Source organism: Janthinobacterium sp. GW822-FHT07H11 (assembly GCF_058798615.1).
This window is the reverse complement of sequence record NZ_CM179507.1, coordinates 5,314,159-5,334,872: the sequence shown is the minus strand read 5'-3', so window position 1 is coordinate 5,334,872 and position 20,714 is coordinate 5,314,159. Positions and strand designations below refer to the sequence as shown.

Below are 20,714 nucleotides of genomic sequence, written 5' to 3'. Positions count from 1 at the left end.
CACGCCATGATCAGCCAAACCGACCTCAGCAATACCGCCGCCTACGATGTCAAGGGCATGGATGGCTTGCGCCAGTCCGCCAAGGCGCGCGACCCCGCCGCGCTGAAAGAGGCGGCCACGCAATTCGAAGCCATGTTCATCAATATGATGATGAAAAGCATGCGCGATGCCACGCCGCAGGACGGCATCATGGATAGCCAGCAAAGCAAGATGTACACCTCGATGCTGGACCAGCAGACCAGCCAGAACCTGGCCAAGCGGGGCACGGGCCTGGCCGACGTGTTGATCCGCCAGCTGTCGTCGTCCAGCCAGGCGCTGGCCGTCGACGGCACGGCGGATGCGGCATCGCCCCGTTCCTCGAGCATGGCGCAGGCGCTGGCCGCGTTCCGCCAGCAGCAGGGCGCCGTCACCGACGGCGCCACGGGCGGCAAGACCCTGAGCGACAAGGCCAACGCCACGCAGGCGCCGCATGTGCGCGCCTTCCAGGAAAAGCTGGGCGTGCATGCGGAAGAAGCCAGCCGCGCCACCGGCATCCCGGCCAAGTTCATGCTGGGCCAGGCGGCGCTGGAAACGGGCTGGGGCAAGCGCGAAATCATCAGCCGCGACGGCAGCAGCAGCCACAACCTGTTCGGCATCAAGGCGTCAAACGACTGGAAGGGCAAGGTCACGGAAGCCGTCACGACCGAATACGTGAACGGCAAGGCGCAGCGCAAGGTGGAAAAATTCCGTGCCTACGACAGCTATGCCGACAGTTTCAAGGATTATGCGCAGTTGATTACCAACAACAAACGCTATGAAAAAGTGCTCGCCAGCGCGGGCGACGCCAGCACCTTTGCCCAGGGCTTGCAAAAGGCCGGCTATGCGACGGACCCGAACTACGCTGCCAAGTTGACTAAGATTATCAAGAATTCGCTGGTGGGCTAACCGTGCGCGGTGGGCCTGCAGCGGCGCCGCGCTTCAAGTTTTCGCCATCGCGGCCGTAAACAATCTGGACAGGAACCAATAAGACACCATGACATCGAATCTACTCAGCATCGGCAAAAGCGGGCTGCTTGCAGCGCAAGTGGGCCTGTCGACGACCGGGCATAACATCACCAATGCGAATGTACCCGGGTACAATCGGCAGACGGTGCTGCAGCAGACTTCGCAGTCGAACTATGCCGGCTACGGCTATGTGGGCACGGGCACGGAAGTGTCGCAGATCAAGCGCCAGTACGACAGCTTCATGTCGACCCAGGTCAACGCGGCGCAAAGCGCCACCAGTTCGCTCGACACCTATTACACGCAGATCAGCCAGATCGACAATCTGCTGGCCGACTCCACGGCGGGCCTGTCGCCCGCGCTGCAGGACTTTTTCAAGGGCGTGCAGGATTTCAGCGCCAATCCGTCGTCGGTCGCTTCGCGCCAGGCGCTGCTGTCGAGCGCCGGTTCGCTCGCTTCGCGCTTCCAGGGCTTGAGCGCGCGCCTGGCGGAAATCGGCGACGGCGTCAATTCGCAGATCACCTCCAACGTGGCGGTGATCAATACCTATGCCAAGCAGATCGCCGAGCTGAACAAGTCGATTTCCCAGCTGACGGTCGACGCCAGCAACCAGCCCAACGATTTGATGGACCAGCGCGACCAGCTGGTGACGGAACTGAACAAGTACGTGAAGGCGACGGTGCAGCCCGGCTCCAACAATACCCTGACCGTGTCCATCGGTTCCGGCCAGCCGCTGGTGGTGGCGGACCACAGCTTCGAACTGGCGGCCACGCCGTCATTGACGGACCCGAGCCGCATGGAAGTGGGCTATGTCACGGGCACGACGGTTTCCGTGCTGGGCGACAATGCCTTGAGCGGCGGCTCCCTGGGCGGCTTGCTGGAATTTCGCAGCGGCAGCCTGGACCGTGTCCAGAATTCGCTGGGCAAGGTCGCCATCGCGCTGGCCAGCACCTTCAACGAGCAGCACAAGCTGGGGCAGGACTTGAATGGCGACATGGGCGGCGATTTCTTCAAGGTGCCCGACCCCGTCATCGGCGCCGACCGCCGCAACAGTTCCAGCAACACGACCGTGCTGTCGGCCAAGGTCAGCGATCCGACCCGGCTGACGTCCAGCGATTACAGCTTGAAATATGACGGCAGCAACTATGTGGTGACGCGCCAGTCCGACGGCGCGCGCACCGTCATCAACCCGTACCCGCAAACGGGGCCGCAAACCATCGATGGCGTCGATTTCTCGATCTCGGGCACGGCGGCCGAAGGCGATAATTACGTCATCAAACCGACGGCGAATGGCGCCGCCGGCCTGGCCGTGCTGGTGACGGACCGCAACAAGCTGGCCGCGGGCGCGCCCATCGCCACGGATGCGCCTGTCACGAATACGGGCACGGGCAAGCTCAGCGCAGGTTCCGTCGACAAGGCATACCTGACGCCGGGCAACGCCTTGACGGCGCCCGTGACCTTGACTTACGACAAGACCAACAACGCGCTGTCGGGCTTTCCCGCCGGCCAGGCGGTCACGGTCAAGGGCACGAATGGCAATAGCACCACGTATCCGGCGGGCACGGCGAACATTCCCTATGCGCCGGGCGACAGTTTCAGCTTTGGCGGCGTCAACGTCAGCATGACGGGCGTGCCGGCCCAGGGCGATAAATTCAACATCAAGCCCAATACGGGCGGCGTGGGCGACAACCGCAATGCGGCCCTGCTGGCTGGCTTGCAGACGAAGAATATCCTCGATGGCGGCAATGCCACTTTCCAGGGTTCCTACGCGGAAACGGTCAGCTTCGTCGGCAACAAGACGCGCGAAGTGCAGGTCAGCGGCCTGGCCAGCCTGGCCTTGCTGCAGCAGACCACGACGCAGCAGCAGGCGGTGTCGGGCGTCAACCTCGATGAAGAGGCGGCCAACCTGTTGCGCTATCAGCAAGCCTACCAGGCGTGCGGCAAGGTCATGCAGATCGCCAGCACCCTGTTCGACGTGGTGATCGGCCTCGGACGTTAATTTTTTTGAGCGGCAGCGTTGTGCGCCGCCGCCAACAGGAAGGGCAGCATCATGCGTATCAGTACCAAAATGATTTATGAGGCCGGCAGCACGCAGCTCAATAATTTGCAGTCTGCGCTGAACCGCACGCAGATGCAGCTGTCGTCGAACCGCCGCAACCTGACGCCGGCCGACGATCCCATCGCCTCCGCGCGCGCGCTGGAAGTGACGCAGTCGCAATCGATCAATACCCAGTTCGTCACCAACCGGTCGAATGCCACGAATTTCCTGTCGCAGGAAGAGCTGGCGCTGGGCAGCACCACCAATTTGCTGGCCGATGTGCAGGAACTGGTGGTCAAGGCCGGCAATCCCGGCTTGCGTGACGAAGAGCGGGGCCTGCTGGCGAAGGAACTGGAAGGCCGGCTGACGGACTTGCTGGGCATTGCCAACACGGCCGATGGCGCCGGCGGCTACCTGTTCTCCGGTTATAAATCCACCACGCAGCCGTTCAGCCAGACACCCACGGGCGCCACGTATTCGGGCGACCAGGGCCAGCGCGAACTGCAAGTGGGATCGGCGCGCTACCTGCCGACCAGCGACGCGGGCAGCACCGTGTTTGAAAACAATATGACGGGCAATGGCAAGTTCAAGGCGACGCCGGATGCGGGCAATTTCGCGCGCGGCGGCGCCGGCATCATTTCCAGCGGCACCGTGACGGACCCGTCGGCCTTGACGGGGCACAAGTACGAGATCAATTTCAGCGTCACGGGAACGGGCGAAGCGGCCGTGACCACCTATACCATCAGCGACACCACGCTGGGCCAGACGATTCCCAATCCGGCCGTGCCCGTGCCCTACAAGGCTGGCGAGGCGATCAATTTCGATGGCCAGCAAGTCGTGCTGACGGGAAAACCGGCAAACCAGGATAAATTTGCCATCGAGCCCAGCGCCAAGGAATCGATCTTTTCCACCATTACCAACCTGATCGGCGTGCTGCGCACCACGGCCACCGGCGACGCGGGCCAGGCGCGGCTGGCAAATGGCCTGAGCGCGGCCAGCAGCATCCTCAGCACGGCGTACGACAATGTGCTGTCCGTGCGCGCGGACGTGGGCGCGCGCATGAAGGAACTCGATTATCTCGGCAGTGCTGGCGACGACCTGGACTTGCAGTATTCGAGCACCTTGTCCGACCTGCAGGATCTCGACATGGTAAAGACGGTCTCGCTCTTCACGCAGCAGCAGATCACGCTGCAGGCGGCGCAAAAATCCTTCACGCAGATTTCCGGCCTGTCGCTGTTCAATTACATCAGCTAAGCGCTTGTTGCGGTAGGTGAGCCCATCCCCTGCGGGGGCGAGCCGGGGCGCGGAATGATTTCCGCCCCCGGCTTTTTTGCGCCCGCAATATGCTGCTGATAGCAAGATATGCAGGCAAACTGAGCAGTCTACCTGCATATCTGTTATAGTAGAGCCTATCGATCCCCTACACGCTGCCCATGCCTCCTATCGACGACGAACACGAACAAGTGCTGCAACTGGCCGGCGAATTGCGCATCCTGGTGGGCAAGCTGCGGCGCCGCCTGCGCGAAGAGGCGCACCTGGGCGATGTCAGCATGTCGCAGGCATCCGTGCTGAGCCGCCTGGAGCGCGACGGCCCGGCCACCGCCAGCAGCCTGGCGCGCGCCGAAGGCATGCGGCCGCAATCGATGGCCGCCACCGTGCAAGCCTTGACGCAAGCGCAGCTGGTGACGGGGGCGCCCGATCCGCTCGACGGCCGGCAGACGCTGTTGACCCTGACGGACAGCTGCCGCGCCTGGATCGCGGCCAGCCGCGCCGCGCGCGAGGACTGGCTGGCACGGACCATCGAAACCCGGCTCGCGCCGGCCGAAGTCACCGAACTGAACCGTGCGGTGGCATTACTCAAACGCTTGGCGGAGTGATCCGCTGAATTTTTCACCACGACCCCGGCAAGGAGCCCGCACGCCCAGATGAACAATACCTTTCGCTCGCTACGCAATCCCAATTACCGTATCTGGGCCGGTGGCGCCCTGGTGTCGAATGTCGGCACCTGGATGCAGCGCACGGCGCAGGATTGGCTGGTGCTGAGCGAATTGACGCAGCACAATGCCAGCGCCGTCGGCATCGTCATGGCCCTGCAATTCGGCCCGCAACTGCTGTTGCTGCCCCTGACGGGCATGGCGGCCGACCTGCTCGATCGCAGGAAATTGTTGTTGTGCACGCAGGCGGCCATGGGCTTGCTGGCGCTGGGACTCGGGATACTGTGCATCAGCGGCCTGGTACAACTGTGGCACGTGTATGGCTTTGCTTTCCTGCTGGGCTGCGTGACGGCCTTCGATGCGCCCGTGCGCCAGACCTTTGTCGCCGACATCGTCGGCGAGGAAGATTTGACCAACGCCGTGGCGCTCAATTCCACCTCGTTCAACGCGGCGCGCATGCTGGGGCCGGCTGTGGCGGGGCTCTTGATCAGCAGCGTCGGCAGCGGCTGGGTCTTCATCATCAATGCATTTTCGTTTGCCGCCGTGATCGGCTCGCTGTTGCTGTTGCGCGTGGAACTGCTGCGCCATGCGCCGCGCGTCAAGGCCACGCGCGCCAGCCTGGGCGAGGGTTTCCGCTACGTGCGCCAGCGGCCCGACCTGATGGCCATCCTGCTGATGCTGTTCCTGATCGGCACCTTTGGCCTGAACTTCCCGATTTTCCTCTCGACCATGTCGGTGACGGCCTTCCATGCGGGCGCGGGCCAGTATGGCGTGCTCAGTTCCATCATGGCGTGCGGCTCCGTGGCCGGCGCCCTGCTGGCGGCCGGGCGCGGCCGGCCCACCCTGGCCTTGCTGCTGGGCGCGGCGGCGCTGTTCGGCCTGGGCTGCGCGCTGGCCGCCGTGATGCCCAATTACTGGTTGTTCGGCATCATGCTGGTGGTGATCGGTATCGCCGCGCAAACGTTTACCACCAGCGTCAACAGCAGCGTGCAACTGTCGACGGCGCCCGCCATGCGGGGCCGCGTGATGGCCATCGTGCTGGCCATCTCGGCCGGCGGCACGCCGCTGGGCGCGCCCATCGTGGGCTGGGTGGCCGACACTTTCGGTCCGCGCTGGGCGCTGGGCATCGCCGCCCTGTCGGGCCTGGCGGCGGCCCTCGTCGGCGTGTTCTACCTGGTGAAACATCAGCAGTTGCGCCTGAATCTCGACCTGCGGCGCTGGCGCCTGGCGCTCGGCAGCGAGCGGCATTGAGGCTGTCCATCAGGGCGGCAGCAGGCCCGTGCGGGCGGCGGCCCGGATGGCGTCGCTCAAGCCATCGAGCAGGCCGGACGCGGCACGCGCCGTATGCCAGTACAGGGGCACGTCGAGCGGGGTTTGCGGCAGCAGTTCGAGCAGGCTGCCATTGTCAAGATGGGGCTGGATCAGCGCCTGCGGATGCAGGCCCCAGCCCATGCCCGCCAGCGCCGCCGTGACGAAGGCCTGCGGCGAGGGCAGGGCATGGCGCGGCAGGTCCACGTGCCGGTGGCACAGGCGCCGCACCCAGCGCGCCTGCAATTCATCCTTGATATTGAACACCAGGCTGGGCGCCAGCGCCAGGCTAGCGGCGCCGACGCCATGGGCAAAATACCGCTGCAGGAAGGCGGGACTGGCCGCCGCCAGGTAGCGCATGGCGCCCAGCGGGCGGCTGTTGCAGCCCGACGCGGGCCGCGCCGTGGCGCTGACGGCGGCCAGCACGGCGCCGCTGCGCAGCCATTCGGCCGTATGGTCCTGGTCGTCGACGGCCACGTGCAGCAGCACCGGGTGGGCGGCCCCGAAGGCGGCGATGGCGGGCGCCAGCCAGGTGGCCAGGCTGTCGGCATTCACGGCGACGGGCACAGTGGCGCGCGACGCGCCCAGTGCCGTCAGCGCCAGTGCCGGCACGGTCGCCTGCAAATCCTGCTCGAGCAGTTGCACCTGGTCCACATGCTGGCACAGGCGCCGGCCCGTCTGCGTGGCGCGGCAGGGCTGGTCGCGTATCACCAGCGCGCAGCCGACGCGCTCTTCCAGCAGGCGGATGCGCTGCGAAATGGCCGATGGCGTCACGTGCAAGGCGCGCGCCGCGCGCTCGAAACTGCCTTCCCGGATGACGGCAGCCAGGGCGCCCAGCGATGCATAGTCGAGCATGGATGAAGTTTTCCTTAACTTGCTGTAGTAAAGGTAGTTTGCCTTCATTGTGTGCGGCTGGCAAGATCGCCGCATGACACTCTCGACCGCCACCGCCCCACTCGCTCTTTCCGTCTTTCTCCAGGGCTTGACCCTGGGCCTGGGACTCATCGTTGCCATCGGCTCGCAAAATGCCTTTGTCTTGCGACAAGGCCTGCGGCGCGAACATGTGGGCAAGATCGTGCTGTTTTGCGCCCTGGCGGACGCGGCGCTGATCGCCGCCGGCGTGCTGGGCCTGGCCCATGCGCTGGGGCAGCGCCCCTTGCTGGCCGGCGCGCTGGCGCTGGGCGGCGCCGCTTTCCTGGCCGGCTACGGCTGGCAAGCGCTGCGGCGCGCCCGCCAGCCGCAGCAGCTGCGCGCCACCGCAGGCGGGCATGCCTTGGGCGCGGGCGCCGCGCTGGCCCAGGCGGCCGCATTTACCTTGCTTAACCCGCATGTGTACCTGGATACGGTATTGCTGGTGGGAAGTATCGGCGCCCAGCAGCCGGGCGCGCTGCGCGGCTGGTTTATGGGCGGCGCCAGCGCGGCCAGCCTGCTGTGGTTTGCCGTGCTCGGTTATGGCGCGCGCCGGCTGGCGCCGTGGTTTGCGCGGCCCCGGGCCTGGCAAGTGCTTGACGGCTTGATCGGCGTCAGCATGTTCGTGCTGTCGGCCCTGCTGCTGCGCCACGCGCTGGGCGGGGCGTCCTGATCAGCGCGCGGGCGGCGGCGCCGGTGCAGGCGGCGCCGGGCGCAGCGGATGCGGCGGCGCGGGCGGGGGCGGACGGTCGCGCGTGGCAAATCCGCGCGGCAGCAGCCGCGCCGTTTCTATGCCGCGCAGGAACATGTTCTGGAACGGCGTGGCCAGGTAGGGCAGCACCATGCCGATCACCAGCAAGCCCACGCCCAGGGTGACGGGGAAACCGATGCCGAAAATGTTCAGCTGCGGCGCGGCCCGCGTCAGGATGCCCAGCGCCACGTTGGTCAGCAGCAGGGCCGCCACGATGGGCAATGAAATCTGCACGCCGGAACGGAAGATTTCCGCGCCCCAGGCGGCCAGCTGCTGGAAGCCGCCGCCGCTGATGGGGCTGGCGGAAATGGGCAGGCTGACAAAGCTTTCCGCCAGCGCCGCCAGCAAGACCAGGTGGCCATTGACTGTGAGAAACATCAACGTGGCCAGCATGACGAGGAACTGGCTGATGGCGGACGAGCGGCCCTTGGTCTGCGGATCGAAGAACGAGGCGAAGCCCAGGCCCATGGTCAGGCTGCTGATCTCGCCGGCCATCTCGATGGCGGCAAACACGATGCGGATGGAAAAGCCCATGGCCAGGCCGACCAGCATCTCCTGCGTGAGGATCAGCAGTCCGGCCAGCGACATCGGGTCGGCGGCGGGCAGGGCCGGCACGGTGGGCGCGATGATCATGGCCAGCAGGGCGCCCAGCGATACCTTGACGGTGATGGGCACGGCCGCGTTGCCGAACAGGGGCGCGGCCGCCAGCAGGCCGAGGATGCGGCTAAGCGGCCACAGCAGTGCTGCGATCCAGGTATTCAGTTCGATGCTCGACAGGGTCAGCATGGCGTATGCCGTGGCCCCATGCCTAGCCGACCAGGTTCGGGATGCCCGTGAAGACCTGGCGCATGTAGTCGAGCATGACGGACAGCATCCACGGCCCCGCCACGACGATGGCGATGAAAATGCCCACCAGCTTGGGGATGAAGGACAGGGTCGCCTCGTTGATCTGCGTGGCCGCCTGGAAGATGCTGACGATCAGGCCGATGATGAGGGCGACGAGCAGCATGGGCGCGGCCACCATCAGGGTGATCTCCATGGCGTGGCGGCCCAGGGTCATGACGCTTTCGGGTGTCATCGCATTCCCCTAGTAAAAACTCTGTGACAGCGAGCCCAGCAGCAATTGCCAGCCATCGACCAGCACGAACAGCATCAGCTTGAACGGCAGCGAGATCGTCGCCGGCGACATCATCATCATGCCCATGGACATCAGCACGCTGGCGACCACCATGTCGATGATCAAAAACGGGATAAAGATGGCAAAGCCGATCTGGAAGGCCGTTTTCAGCTCGCTGGTGACGAAGGCGGGCACGAGGATGCGCAGCGGCACCTCTTCCGGGCCTTGCAGGGCCGGCGTGCGCGACATCTTGGCAAACAGGGCCAGGTCGGCCTGGCGCGTCTGCTTGAGCATGAAGGTCTTCAGCGGCTCGACGCCCTTGTCCATGGCCTGCTGCATGGTAATCTTGTTTTCCTGATATGGCTGATACGCATCCGTATAGATCTTGTCGAACACGGGACCCATGACGAACAGGGTGAGGAACAGGGCCAGGCCCACCATCACCTGGTTGGGCGGCGCCGACTGCGTGCCGATGGCCTGGCGCAGCAGCGACAGCACGATGATGATGCGCGTAAAGCAGGTCATCATCAGCAAGGCCGCCGGCAGGAAGGTGAGCGACGTCATCAGGATGAGCGTCTGCACCGGCAGTGAATAGTTCTGGCCGCCGCCGGGCGCCGGCGTGCTGGTAAAGGCCGGGATGCCCGGTTCGGCCAGTGCCCACAGCGGCAGGGCCAGGGCGGCGGCCGCCAGCAGCCAGGCCAGGGGAGTCTTGATATTGCTCAATACCTGCGCTTGCGTCCGCGTTACGTGCTTCATTGCCTGCTTATTTCCCATTGCGTTTTTCGATGGTCTGTTTCAGCCATTCGGAAAAATTGGCGGCCGCGGGGCCGTTCTGCGCCGTGGCCAGCTGGGACAGCTCGCCTTCCTGGCGCGGCAGGGTGGCCAGCGCGTTGATGCGTCCGGGCGAGGCGCCCACGACGATCCACTGGTCGGCCACTTCGACGAGGACGATGCGTTCGCGTCCGCCCAGGTTGAGCGAGCTGACGATGCGCATCTTGTTGTTGCCGCCCAGGGTCTTCGGGCCATAGCGCTTCATGAACCAGGCCAGGCCGATCAGCAATGCCAGCACGAAGACCAGGGCGAGTATGGTTTGCAGCAGGCTGCCGGCCGATGCCGCCGGCGCCATCGTCATCGGCGCGCCGGGCGGCATGGCGGGCAGGGCGGCGGCGGGCGCGGGGGCCGTGTCGGCGACGGCGGCGACGGCCGCAGCTTTCTCAACAGCAACTTCGGCCGGCGCGCCGGCAACGGCGGCGCTGGCCGCCGCAGGCGCCGAGGACGCGGACGCCGGTGCCGGTGCCGGTGCCGCTTGGGCAATGCAGCATGCGGCCGCGAACGGCAGCATGATGGAAATTAACAGGCCAGGCTTCATTTATTGAGTTTTCGGATACGTTCGGAAGGCGTGATGATGTCGGTCAGGCGGATGCCGAACTTGTCATTGACCACCACCACTTCGCCCTGGGCGATCAGGCAGCCGTTCACCAGCACGTCCATCGGTTCGCCGGCCAGGCCGTCGAGCTCGACCACGGAACCCTGCGCCAGCTGGAGCAGGTTCTTGATGGCGATCTTGGTACGGCCCAGTTCGACCGTCAGCTGCACCGGGATGTCGAGGATGAAGTCGATATCGTTGTGCGTTTCCGACTTCGATGCCTGCTTGGAAAAGTCCTTGAACACGGCGGCGCTGGCCGCGCTGGCCGTATTGGCGGCCTGGTTCTGCAGCGCCTCGGCTTCCGCCTTGGCCTGCTCGGCAATGGCCGCGCCCCAATCGTCTTCCGCGCTTTGGTCGTCTTGGTTGTCAGACATGTGTTTCTCCTGTTGTACTGATGCGGGCCGCAACGGCCCGGGTATTTCTTAATGGTTATTCATATTGTCGGCATTGGCGAGGAGTTTCTCCACCTTCAATGCGTATTGTCCGTTCAACACGCCATACGTGCAATCCATCACGGGCACGCCGTCGACGGTGGCGGCGATCAGTTCGGGAATATTCAGCGGGATGATGTCGCCCACCTTCATGTTCAAAATCTCGTCGAACGACACGCGCGCCGTGCCCAGCGAGGCCACCAGTTCGACTTCGGCGATCTGGATCTGCTGCGTCATCAGGCGGATCCAGCGCTTGTCCACTTCCAGCGCCTCGCCCTGCAGGCTCGAGGTGAGCGAATCGCGGATCGGCTCGATCATCGAATACGGCATGCAGAAGTGGATCTGTCCGGAAACGGAGCCCAGTTCCACCGTAAACGTGGAGGCGACGACGACCTCGTTCGGCGTGGCGATGTTGGCGAACTGCGTGTTCATTTCTGAACGGATATATTCGAACTCGACGGGGAAGACCGGTTCCCACGACTTGGTATACGCTTCGAAGACGATATCGAGGATGCGCAGGATGATGCGCTGCTCCGTCTGCGTAAAGTCGCGGCCCTCGACGCGCGTGTGAAAGCGTCCGTCGCCGCCGAACAGGTTGTCCACCAGCAGGAACACGAGGCCCGGATCGAAGACCATCAGGGCCGTGCCGCGCAGCGGCTTCATGTGCACCAGGTTCAGATTGGTCGGCACCACCAGGTTGCGGATGAATTCGCTGTATTTGGACACGCGCACCGAGCCGACCGACACTTCCGCGCTGCGGCGCAGGAAGTTGAACAGGCCCACGCGCAGCAGGCGCGCGAAGCGCTCGTTGATAATTTCCAACGTCGGCATCCGGCCGCGCACGATGCGCTCCTGGGTCGCCAGGTTGTAGGTGCGAACTCCCGTGACGTCTTCCGGCGCCTGCGCGTCGTCCTGGTCTCCGTTGACGCCCTTGAGTAGGGCATCGACTTCTTCCTGGGAGAGGAAATTATCGGCCATGGCTGCTTATTGAATGATGAATGCTGTAAATAATACGTCCGTCACGTCCTGCTCCGGCCCCTTGTCCTCGAACGGCTGGTTCACCTGGCCGATGATTTCGGCCGCCAGTTGCTGCTTGCCTTCCACGGTATTGAGTTCCGAGGCCTTTTTACCCGACAGCAGCAGCAGCAGGCGGCTGCGCACTTTCGGCATGTTGACCTTGATCAAGTCCATTTCTTCAGGGCTGCTGGCCTGCAAGGTGAAGGCGATCTGCAGATATTGCTCGCCATTTTCCGGCTGCAGGTTGACGGTGAAGGCGTCGATGGGCACGAAGACGGGCGGGCCGGCCTTGGAAGCCGCATGTTTCTTCTTGCTGGGCGCCGCTTCTTCCTTGTCAGATTTTCCATGCAGGAAATACCAGGCCGCGCCGCCGCCCAGGCCGCCGGCAACCAGTACCGAGGCCAGCACAATGATCAGAAGCTTCTTTTTTGACGCGCCCGCTGGTGCCAGGGCTCCATCTGCTTTCGGATCTGCTTTCATTTTTGGATTTGCTTTCAATGGTACTCGAGTGCGTGGAAGTGGATCACGACGCCATTATGTCATTATCGGCAAATTCTGCGCAGAAGGATGCGTCGAAAAGAGGGGGGAAGCGCGCTCAACTCACTGTTTCTGCGCGAAAAGTTCCAGTCCGTCGCGCCGCTGTGGCCTGGCGGCGACGAATTTCTGCTATGCAAAGGTATCCACGGCACCCAAGGTGGCGCGGCCGCGTCCGGCCGTGGACGGCGCGATGCTGATTTCGCCGCCCGTCACGGCGCCGCCCTGGCCACCGCCACGGCGCGCGTCGCCCGACGCTTCGCGCTGGCCACTCTCCTGCTGTCCCGGCGTGCCGGCCGAGACGCTGGCATTGCCAAAGGCGATGCCCGCCTCGCTCATCATTTCGCGCAGGCGCGGCATGGCCGCCTCCAGCGCCTGGCGCACTTCCGGCTGGGCCGACATGAAGGCGGCGTCGGCCTGGTCGTTGGTGACCGTCAAGACCACCTGCACGGGGCCCAGGTCGGGCGGATTCAGGGTCAGGGTGGCGCTCTGGTCGCCGCCGGCCGCCATCCACACGACTTTTTGCCCCAGTTGCTGGTCCCAGGCCGGCGTGCCGACGCGGCCCGTCAGCTTGTCCGACGGCACGGCCGCGGCTGCGGCTGCCTGCTGCAGCGCCCCCGGCTGCAATTGCGCCGCCAGGCGGGCGAGGTCGGCCGGTGTTTCCTTGAGCACGGCTTCGGCCAGTGGCGCGCCGCTGCGGACGCTGGCCGCCAGCTGGGCATCGATGGCCAACTTGCCGGCCTCGGCCTTGCCGCCTTGCGGGGTGGAAGCCGCTTGCGTCGCGGCGCCACCCTTGCCCCGGACCTGGGCCAGGCTGTCGGCAAATGCGTCGGCCTCGGGGCTGTCCTTGCCGGCCTGGCTTGCGTCCAGCAATTGGCTGGCCGCCAGGCTCTTGCCGTCGGCCTTGATGCCGCGCGCGGCCGGTTCCTGCGTGCTCTTGCTTGCCGTCGCCGGTTGCTGCATGGCCAGCTGGATGCTGCCCACCAGGGCCAGCATGTGGGCGGCCGGATCGGCTGGCGCGGTCTCTTCTTCTGTCGCGTCATCCGTCCTGGCGCTGCCGTCCTTGCCGGCGGCGGCGTTCGCTTCGCTGGCCGGCTTGGCTTGCGCCTCAGGCGCCGCAGGCCGTTCGCCTGGCGCCGGACGGGAATCGGCGGCAGGCGGCTTGGCGGCCGGCGTCGCAGCGGGCTGGGCCGCCGCCGCAGGCGCGGGGCGGGGCGGGGATGCCTGGGCTTGCGCCGCATTGCGGCTGGCCTGGCGCTGTTCCATCTGGCGGTTCAGCGTGCGCTGGAAGTCGCCATCGGCGCTGCCCGCAGACGGCAGGGCACGGTTGGCGGGAGCGGGCGTGGCATTGGGCGAAACAATCTGGGAAATCGGAGTGTGCAGGGTTTGCATAGTGCTGCCTTCGTGTCGCTTAGCGTTTGTAATAGGCTTGTCGAGCCGCGTGCTCATCCATGGCCTTCTGGTCGCGTTTGTTTTCCAGCTTCAGCGCCTGTTCCTGTGCCCGCTTGTCCAGGGTGGTATAGGACATGCGCTTGCGCTCGGCCAACTGCCAGCGCGACTTTTCATTCTCGCTGCGCGCTTGCGCATGGTTGACCACTTGCTGCTGGCCCAGGATGGCGCTGTCGAGCTTGAGCATGAAGGCCTGGAAGTTGCGGTAGGCCATGGGCGTGATGCCATTGGCCATGCTTTCCTCGAAGCGCCTGGCATAGTCATCGCGGTAGCCGGACAGCATGTCCAGTTTCTGCTGGCAATCGTCGAGCGCCTTCAGGGCGGCGCCCAGGCGCTTGGCGCAATCGTCGGTCTCGCGCTGGGCGAGATCGATCAGTGTTTCGAGTTGGGAAGGAGAGGCCATGGCTGATTATATTCCCCGCTTGCAAGCCCCGATCAGTCGAATAGAGCGGTAAGTTGCCCCAAACTCTCGTCCATGCTGACCCGCTCGGTGATTTGCTGTTGCAAAAATGCCTCAATCTTTTCATGCAGGGCAATGGCCTGGTCCAGCACGGGGTCGGTGCCCGCGCTGTAGGCGCCCACGCTGATCAGGTCGCGGCTGCGCTCGTAGCGCGAATACAGCTGTTTCAGCTTGCGTGCCTGCTGCTGGTGCGCGTGCGTGGTGATCGAGTGGGCGGCGCGCGAAATCGATTGCTCGATGTCGATGGCCGGATAGTGGCCCGCTTCGGCCAGGCGCCGGTTCAGCACGATATGTCCGTCGAGAATCGCGCGCGCCGAGTCGGCGATCGGGTCCTGCTGGTCGTCGCCCTCCGTCAGCACGGTGTAGAAGGCGGTGATCGAGCCGCCGCCTTCCTCGCCATTGCCGGCCCGCTCCACCAGCACGGGCAGCTTGGCGAAGACGGACGGCGGATAGCCCTTGGTGGCGGGCGGCTCGCCGATGGCCAGGGCGATTTCGCGCTGCGCCATCGCATAGCGGGTCAGCGAATCCATGATCAACAGCACGTTTTGCCCCTGGTCGCGGAAATGCTCGGCAATCGCCGTCGCATACGCGGCGCCCTGCAAACGCATCAGCGGCGGCGTGTCGGCCGGCGCGGCCACCACCACCGAGCGGGCCAGGCCGTCGGCGCCCAGGATCTGTTCGATGAATTCTTTTACTTCGCGTCCCCGTTCGCCGATCAGGCCGACGACGATCACGTCCGCCTCCGTGTAGCGGGCCATCATGCCCAGCAGCACGCTCTTGCCCACGCCGGAACCGGCGAACAGGCCCATGCGCTGGCCACGGCCCACGGTCAGCATGGCATTGATCGAGCGCACGCCCACGTCGAGCGTGTCGACGATGGGCGCGCGGCCCAGCGGATTGGCGGGGCGCACGTTGATGGGGGCGCTGTCGGTCGTGTGCAGCGGGCCCAGCTGGTCGAGCGGGCGTCCCGCGCCATCGAGCACCCTGCCCAGCAGCTGCGGCCCGACGGGCAGGTGGCGCGCGCGGTCGCTGGGGCGGCGGCGCGGATGCGCCACGCTGCCGGGGCGGGGAATGGCCGGTTCCACGGAAAATACGCGCGTGCCGGGCACGATGCCTTCGACATCGCTTTGCGGCATCAGGAACAGGCGGTCGCCGTCGAAGCCCACGACTTCCGCCTCGACCCGGCCGCCATTGGGCAGCGGCACGGTGCAGGCGGCGCCGACGGCCAGGCGCAAGCCCACCGCCTCCATCACCAGGCCGGCGACGCGCGTGACCCTGCCCGACACTTGCATCGGCTCGACGAAGCCGACGACGGCCGCGCAGTCGCCCAGGTAGGCGCGCCAGCGCGCCGCATGCGTGTTGGCCGGGGCGTCGCTCACGGCGCCAGCCAGTCCAGGTCTTTGCCCAGCGCATGCGTCAGGCGCTGCCAGCGGGTCGAGGTTTGCGCATCGATCTGGTTGCTGGCCGTATCGATCTTGCAGCCGCCGCGCTCCACGCTGGGGTCTTCGATGACGCGCCAGCCGCCCTTGTCGAGCTCATCGCCGATGCCGTCGCGCACCACTTGCGCATCGTCGGGATGGAGCATCAGCAGCGCCGGCTGTTGCAGCACGGGCAGGTATTCGATGGCTTCGCGCACCATCGGCAGCATCAGTTCGGGACGCACGGGCAGTGCGGTTTTCAGCATGCCCTTGGCCAGCTGCAAGGCCAGTTCCATCACCTCATTGGAGATCAGTTCGTCGGCGTGCTGCACGGCGGTGCCGAACTCGACGGCGATGCTCTGCAGGTGGGCCAGTTCCACGGCCGACGCCTGCCGGCCTTCGGCGTAGGCTTGCGCATGGCCGTCGGCGTGCCCGGCCGCATGGCCTTCCGCATAGCCGGCCGCGCGGCCTTCGTCGAAGGCGGTGGCGCGCGCTTCCTCGCGGATGGCGTCCAGTTCTTCCTGCGTCGGGTACTCGAGCGGCGGCGCCGGCTCTTCTTCCTGCCGTTCGCCGTATGCATCGTTTTCCGGGTCGAACCCGGGCTCGGGCTCCGGTTCGAGCAGCTTGCGCGCCGCCACCACGCTGGGGCGCTCGTCGCCAAACGAGGTCATTTCCCAGCGCTGGTAGGCCGTTTGCTGCTCTTTGGGGATCAAATTAGACAAACGAATCCTCGCCTTTTCCGCCCAGTACGATCTGCCCCTCGTCCGCCAGGCGGCGCACGATCTGCAGGATCTGTTTCTGCTGCGATTCCACTTCCGACAGGCGCACGGGGCCTTTCGATTCCAGGTCTTCGCGCATCATCTCGCCGGCGCGCTGCGACATGTTCTTGAAGATCTTGTCGCGCAGCTCCTGCGAGGCGCCTTTCAGGGCGATGATCAGCATTTCCGACTGTACCTCGCGCAGCAGCAGCTGGATGCCGCGGTCGTCGATATCGATCACGTTGTCGAACACGAACATTTCGTCCATGATCTTTTGCGCCATGTCATTGTCGTAGTTCTTGATATTGTCCATGACGGAGCCTTCCTGCTCGCCGCTCATGAAGTTGAGGATCTCGGCCGCCGCGCGCACGCCGCCCAGCGACGATTTCTTGATGTTTTCGTTACCCGACAGCAGTTTCGTCAACACATCGTTGAGCTCGCGCAAGGCGGCCGGCTGCACGCCGTCGAGGGTGGCGATGCGCAGCACCACGTCGTTGCGCAGGCGGTCCGTGAAGTGGCCGAGGATTTCGCAGGCCTGGTCGCGTTCCAGGTGGACCAGGATGGTGGCGATGATCTGCGGGTGCTCGTTGCGGATCAGCTCGGAGACGGATTGCGAATCCATCCACTTCAGCGATTCGATGCCGGAGGCGTCCTTGCCGCCCAGGATGCGCGACAGCAGCACGGAAGCCTTGTCGTCGCCCAGCGCCTTGGTCAGCACCTGGCGGATGTATTCGTCCGAATCGAGGCCGACGGTGGAATTGAGCTCCGTCTGCGCGCGGAAATCGTCGAGCACTTCGACCACCTGTTCGTGCGCGATGCCCTTCATGGTGGCCATGGCCGCGCCCAGTTTCAGCACTTCGCGCGGGCCGAGGAACTTCATCACTTCGGCCGCTTCGCTTTCGCCCAGGGCCAGCATCAGGATGGCCGCTTTTTGCAAGCCCGTTGTTTCAGTCATTATTGCCTACCCATGCCTTGATCACGTTGGCCACCACGCGCGGGTCTTCCTGCGCCAGTTTCCTGGCCATCGCCAGGTTTTCGCGATAGCCGCGGGCCGTGTCTTCTTCCAGTTCTTCCAGCTCGGCTTCGCTGAGCAGGACCTCGTTTTCTTCGTCCGTCTTCGGCAGTTCCGGCTCGATGACGGGCGGCGGCGCGCCGAAATCGTCGATCTTGCGCATCACCGGGCGCAGCATCGGGCGCACGATCTTGATGAAGATATACAGCAGGATCAGCGCCGTGATGAGGAATTTCGCCAGTTCCTTGGCCAGCGGCAAGTTGGCCGGGTCGCGCCACCATTCCAGCTTGCCTTCCGGCGCGCGGTCGATGCCGTCGAACGGCGAGTTGGCCACGCTGAAGCTGTCGCCGCGCTCCTTGTTGTAGCCCATGGCTTCCTTGACCAGATTGTTGATCTGGACCATTTCGGCGGGGGAGATCGGCGTCACCGTGACCTTGCCATCCTTGCCGATGCTGCGGCGGTAGTTGACGACCACGGCCACCGACAGGCGACGCAGGCCGCCCATGGACTTCTGTTCGTAGCGCACGGTCTTGTCGACTTCATAGTTCGTCGTCGATTCCTTTTGCGAAGGCAGGGTCGGCGCGCCGCCCGGGGCGCCCGGCGCCTCGGCCGTCAATGGCGCCGTGGCCACGCCGGGCGGCTGGTTCGACAGCGCGCCGGGCACGCCGGACGGGTTGGCATTGCCGGCGCCCGTCGATTCGCTCGTCTGCTGGCTGCGGATGGTCGACGCTTCCGGCGGCGAGTTCGGCTTGTAGGTTTCGGCCGCCTGCTCGCTTTGCGAAAAATCCACGTCGGCCGTCGCTTCGGCGCGCACATTGCCTTCGCCGACGATGGGCAGCAGGATCGATTCGACCTGCTTGATCACGCTTTGCTGCAATTGCTGCACGTACTTCAGCTGGTTCGGGTCCAGGCTTTTCACGCCGTTGGCGCGGTCCTTGTCCTTTTCCTGGTTCGACAGCAAGGTGCCGGCCTGGTCGACGACGGTGACATTGATCGGCAACAACTCCGGCACGCTGGACGCCACCAGGTGCACGATGGCGCTCACCTGCAATTGGTCCAGGCCGCGGCCCGGATGCAGGTTCAGCAGCACGGAAGCCGTCGGTTTTTGCTGTTCGCGCACGAAGACGGACGGCTTGGGCAGGGCCAGGTGGACGCGCGCCGTGTCGACGGCGGACACCGATTCGATCGATTTTGCCAGTTCGCCTTCCAGCGCGCGCTGGAAATTGACCTGTTCCAGGAATTGCGACACGCCCAGCTTCTGGTTTTCCATCAGCTCGAAGCCCACGTTGCCCCCCTTCGGCAAGCCTTGCGCCGCCAGTTTCAGGCGCGCATCGTGGACTTGCTCGGATGGCACGAGGATGGCGCCGCCGCCCTCGGAAAACTTGTGCTTGATGCCCAACTGGTCCAGCGAGGCGGTGATGGCGCCGCCGTCGCGGTCCGTGAAGTTGGAAAACAGGACCTTGTATTCGGGCGGCTGGTTCCACATGTACAGGGCCACGCCCACGGCGATCAATGCCGCCACGCCCAGGCCGCGCAGGAAATTCTTGCCCATCGGCGTCTTGGCGAATGCCTGCACGGACTCCACCGGCGTGCGCGCGGGAGGCGGTGCCGGGGGGATCTGGTTCACATCGATTTCTTCCGCTACAGCCATGATTGCCTTCCGTGGCGCTTGTATTCTGTGGTGAGTGGGGGCCGCTTCCTGTGGAGGAGGGGGCGATATGCAGAATTATCCGCCACTGTCACGCGCTTCAATCGTCCAAATAGAGGGCGCTTTCGCCGCCTGCTCGGCCGAGCGGCTGGCTTTTGCGCTGGTATTGTGGAACCCTGGCAACACGTGGTGGAAGTTATTGTACCCGGCGTTGCCTTGCAGGCCAGAGTTTTGTTCTTTGGAAGCAACAAGCAGGAATACATGAGAATCGGGAGGCAAGGTGAGAACAGGCGGTATCGATAGCAGCAGGATCGAGGCGATGATCGCGCAGCTGAAGGCGGCGGCCACGCGACCGGAGGCGAAGGTGCCGGCGATCCAGACCGAGGCGCCGGCGGCCAAGGTGAATTTTGCCGATGCCTTCAAGGGCGCGCTGGAATCCGTCAGCGGCGCGCAAAAGGCATCGTCGGACCTGGGCAAGCGCTTTACCATGGGCGACGACAAGGTCAGCCTGTCGGACGTGATGGTAGCGATGCAAAAGTCGAGCATCGAATTCCAGGCCACGGTGCAGGTGAGGAATAAACTGGTGGCTGCCTATCATGAAATCATGAATATGCAGGTGTAACGTATCGCCAAAGCTACTGCGCGGCGCGCTTTGCGGCCTGCGATGCTCGCTGTGCCATAGCACAGCTGCGCGTCTCGGCCGCAAATCATCGCCGCCCGCTACGCTTTTGCGAAACGTTAAGCTTTGACGCTGGATTGAATTAACCCAGCCCCGCCATGCGCGCATTGCGTTCTCGTTCAAGGCGCGTGATATAGCGCTGCACGTGCGCCAGCATGCCGCGCGGCAGGTCGATGAACTGGCAGCCGAGGCGGCGGTTCAGCTTGTTGTTGAGCAGGGTCATGTCCAGCGAATTGCGGATCTGCAAGGTAGCCGTGACGATGCCCACGTCCGGCAAGTCGATGCGGCAACCGGGGTAATCGCGGCCGATGGTTTCGCCCAGCATCAGTTTGTTATCCATGATGGCGATGCCGCCGCAGCTGATGTCGGACAGCGGGAACACGGTGTCGGCGCCGCCCAGCGCCGGCGGCAGGGGAATCGACACGCGCACGGGATTGCTCACCGGCGTGGTCATGCGGTAATACTCGCGCCGCTGCAGGCGGATCAGGGTTTCCGGCACGGCGATCTTCAAGGCTGGCGTGCCGCCATAATTGCATTCTTCCACCAAGGCGCTGGAAAACAGGATGCGGATCTTGTCGAGCGAGGTTTCAAACGAGATGCCCGTGGCGGCCACCATGCGCCGGTTCTGTTCCTGGTTCACGGAACGGTCGAGGATGACGGTGTTGCGCTCGGCATCGACTTCCAGGATGGAAGTGACGCACACATCGGATTCGCCGTGGATCAGCATGCGGATCAACTGGTTCTTTTCGCCTATGCCGCGCAGCAAGGCGATGATTTCCCGTCGCGATTCGACTTCAAAGTCATGCCAGTTTTCGAGGCCGGAATCCATAATATGTGCTTGCAT

Annotated in this window: 22 protein-coding genes; 7 read left to right on the top strand and 15 right to left on the bottom strand. The window is 64.7% G+C overall.

What is annotated here, in order from left to right; all coding sequences use genetic code 11:
* The first annotated feature begins 6 nt into the window (after positions 1–6).
* From flgJ to AC3RCJ_RS23470, 5 genes are all read left to right on the top strand, one after another.
* A complete protein-coding gene (gene flgJ, locus AC3RCJ_RS23490) occupies positions 7–924 on the top strand; it encodes a flagellar assembly peptidoglycan hydrolase FlgJ (RefSeq protein WP_492965063.1) in 918 nt (305 codons plus the stop codon).
* An 88-nt stretch (positions 925–1,012) separates the two neighbouring features.
* Complete coding sequence (gene flgK, locus AC3RCJ_RS23485) at positions 1,013–2,980, top strand: flagellar hook-associated protein FlgK (RefSeq protein WP_492965061.1); 1,968 nt, start codon at positions 1,013–1,015, stop codon at positions 2,978–2,980.
* A gap of 51 nt (positions 2,981–3,031) precedes the next feature.
* Positions 3,032–4,273, top strand: a complete 1,242-nt coding sequence (gene flgL / locus AC3RCJ_RS23480) for a flagellar hook-associated protein FlgL (protein ID WP_492965059.1) — start codon at positions 3,032–3,034, stop codon at positions 4,271–4,273.
* 179 nt (positions 4,274–4,452) lie between these two features.
* On the top strand, positions 4,453–4,896 hold the full coding sequence (locus AC3RCJ_RS23475) for a MarR family winged helix-turn-helix transcriptional regulator (protein ID WP_492965058.1): 444 nt from the start codon (positions 4,453–4,455) through the stop codon (positions 4,894–4,896).
* A 48-nt stretch (positions 4,897–4,944) separates the two neighbouring features.
* Positions 4,945–6,204: an MFS transporter gene (locus AC3RCJ_RS23470; protein WP_492965056.1), complete on the top strand. Its 1,260-nt coding sequence runs from the start codon at positions 4,945–4,947 to the stop codon at positions 6,202–6,204.
* 9 nt (positions 6,205–6,213) lie between these two features.
* Here AC3RCJ_RS23470 and AC3RCJ_RS23465 read toward each other — a convergent pair whose 3' ends face one another.
* Positions 6,214–7,116 carry a LysR family transcriptional regulator ArgP gene (locus AC3RCJ_RS23465; RefSeq protein WP_492965055.1) on the bottom strand — a complete coding sequence of 301 codons (903 nt, stop codon included), beginning with the start codon at positions 7,114–7,116 and terminating at the stop codon, positions 6,214–6,216.
* 73 nt (positions 7,117–7,189) lie between these two features.
* On the opposite strand from AC3RCJ_RS23465, the gene AC3RCJ_RS23460 reads away from it, so the two are divergent.
* On the top strand, positions 7,190–7,843 hold the full coding sequence (locus AC3RCJ_RS23460; RefSeq protein WP_492965242.1) for a LysE/ArgO family amino acid transporter: 654 nt from the start codon (positions 7,190–7,192) through the stop codon (positions 7,841–7,843).
* Here the strand turns inward: AC3RCJ_RS23460 and fliR are convergent, their stop codons facing one another.
* The 13 genes from fliR to fliF all read right to left on the bottom strand — a co-directional run bounded on the left by fliR (position 7,844) and on the right by fliF (position 19,194).
* Positions 7,844–8,707: a flagellar biosynthetic protein FliR gene (fliR, locus tag AC3RCJ_RS23455; RefSeq protein WP_492965241.1), complete on the bottom strand. Its 864-nt coding sequence runs from the start codon at positions 8,705–8,707 to the stop codon at positions 7,844–7,846. It abuts the gene before it with no gap.
* Between the two features lie 22 nt (positions 8,708–8,729).
* Entirely contained in the window at positions 8,730–8,999 is a 270-nt protein-coding gene (gene fliQ, locus AC3RCJ_RS23450) for a flagellar biosynthesis protein FliQ (RefSeq protein WP_071322392.1), read from the bottom strand.
* Positions 9,000–9,008: 9 nt separating this feature from the next.
* Complete coding sequence (gene fliP, locus AC3RCJ_RS23445; protein ID WP_492965197.1) at positions 9,009–9,794, bottom strand: flagellar type III secretion system pore protein FliP; 786 nt, start codon at positions 9,792–9,794, stop codon at positions 9,009–9,011.
* 7 nt (positions 9,795–9,801) lie between these two features.
* The gene (fliO, locus tag AC3RCJ_RS23440) at positions 9,802–10,407 is read right to left on the bottom strand and encodes a flagellar biosynthetic protein FliO (RefSeq protein WP_492965240.1); all 606 of its coding nucleotides are present in this window, start codon (positions 10,405–10,407) and stop codon (positions 9,802–9,804) included.
* Complete coding sequence (fliN, locus tag AC3RCJ_RS23435) at positions 10,404–10,838, bottom strand: flagellar motor switch protein FliN (protein WP_034754038.1); 435 nt, start codon at positions 10,836–10,838, stop codon at positions 10,404–10,406. The genes fliO and fliN overlap by 4 nt, the downstream gene beginning before the upstream one ends.
* A 48-nt stretch (positions 10,839–10,886) precedes the next feature.
* Positions 10,887–11,873 (bottom strand): flagellar motor switch protein FliM, encoded by a 987-nt coding sequence (gene fliM / locus AC3RCJ_RS23430; RefSeq protein ID WP_034754035.1) that lies wholly within the window; start codon positions 11,871–11,873, stop codon positions 10,887–10,889.
* A gap of 6 nt (positions 11,874–11,879) precedes the next feature.
* Entirely contained in the window at positions 11,880–12,392 is a 513-nt protein-coding gene (gene fliL / locus AC3RCJ_RS23425) for a flagellar basal body-associated protein FliL (RefSeq protein WP_492964864.1), read from the bottom strand.
* A 186-nt stretch (positions 12,393–12,578) separates the two neighbouring features.
* On the bottom strand, positions 12,579–13,838 hold the full coding sequence (locus AC3RCJ_RS23420) for a flagellar hook-length control protein FliK (protein WP_492964865.1): 1,260 nt from the start codon (positions 13,836–13,838) through the stop codon (positions 12,579–12,581).
* Between the two features lie 19 nt (positions 13,839–13,857).
* Positions 13,858–14,298: a flagellar export protein FliJ gene (gene fliJ, locus AC3RCJ_RS23415; RefSeq protein WP_492964866.1), complete on the bottom strand. Its 441-nt coding sequence runs from the start codon at positions 14,296–14,298 to the stop codon at positions 13,858–13,860.
* A 32-nt stretch (positions 14,299–14,330) separates the two neighbouring features.
* Positions 14,331–15,647, bottom strand: coding sequence for a flagellar protein export ATPase FliI (gene fliI / locus AC3RCJ_RS23410; RefSeq protein WP_492964882.1), 1,317 nt, complete (start codon positions 15,645–15,647; stop codon positions 14,331–14,333).
* Between the two features lie 83 nt (positions 15,648–15,730).
* Entirely contained in the window at positions 15,731–16,444 is a 714-nt protein-coding gene (fliH, locus tag AC3RCJ_RS23405; protein ID WP_492964883.1) for a flagellar assembly protein FliH, read from the bottom strand.
* Between the two features lie 43 nt (positions 16,445–16,487).
* Entirely contained in the window at positions 16,488–17,486 is a 999-nt protein-coding gene (gene fliG / locus AC3RCJ_RS23400) for a flagellar motor switch protein FliG (protein WP_492964867.1), read from the bottom strand.
* Positions 17,479–19,194: a flagellar basal-body MS-ring/collar protein FliF gene (fliF, locus tag AC3RCJ_RS23395; RefSeq protein ID WP_492964868.1), complete on the bottom strand. Its 1,716-nt coding sequence runs from the start codon at positions 19,192–19,194 to the stop codon at positions 17,479–17,481. The genes fliG and fliF overlap by 8 nt, the downstream gene beginning before the upstream one ends.
* 277 nt (positions 19,195–19,471) lie before the next feature.
* Here fliF and fliE point away from each other — a divergent pair, with 277 nt between their 5' ends.
* Positions 19,472–19,813: a flagellar hook-basal body complex protein FliE gene (gene fliE / locus AC3RCJ_RS23390; protein ID WP_492964869.1), complete on the top strand. Its 342-nt coding sequence runs from the start codon at positions 19,472–19,474 to the stop codon at positions 19,811–19,813.
* Positions 19,814–19,952: 139 nt separating this feature from the next.
* Here fliE and AC3RCJ_RS23385 read toward each other — a convergent pair whose 3' ends face one another.
* Entirely contained in the window at positions 19,953–20,714 is a 762-nt protein-coding gene (locus tag AC3RCJ_RS23385; protein WP_492965239.1) for a flagellar brake protein, read from the bottom strand.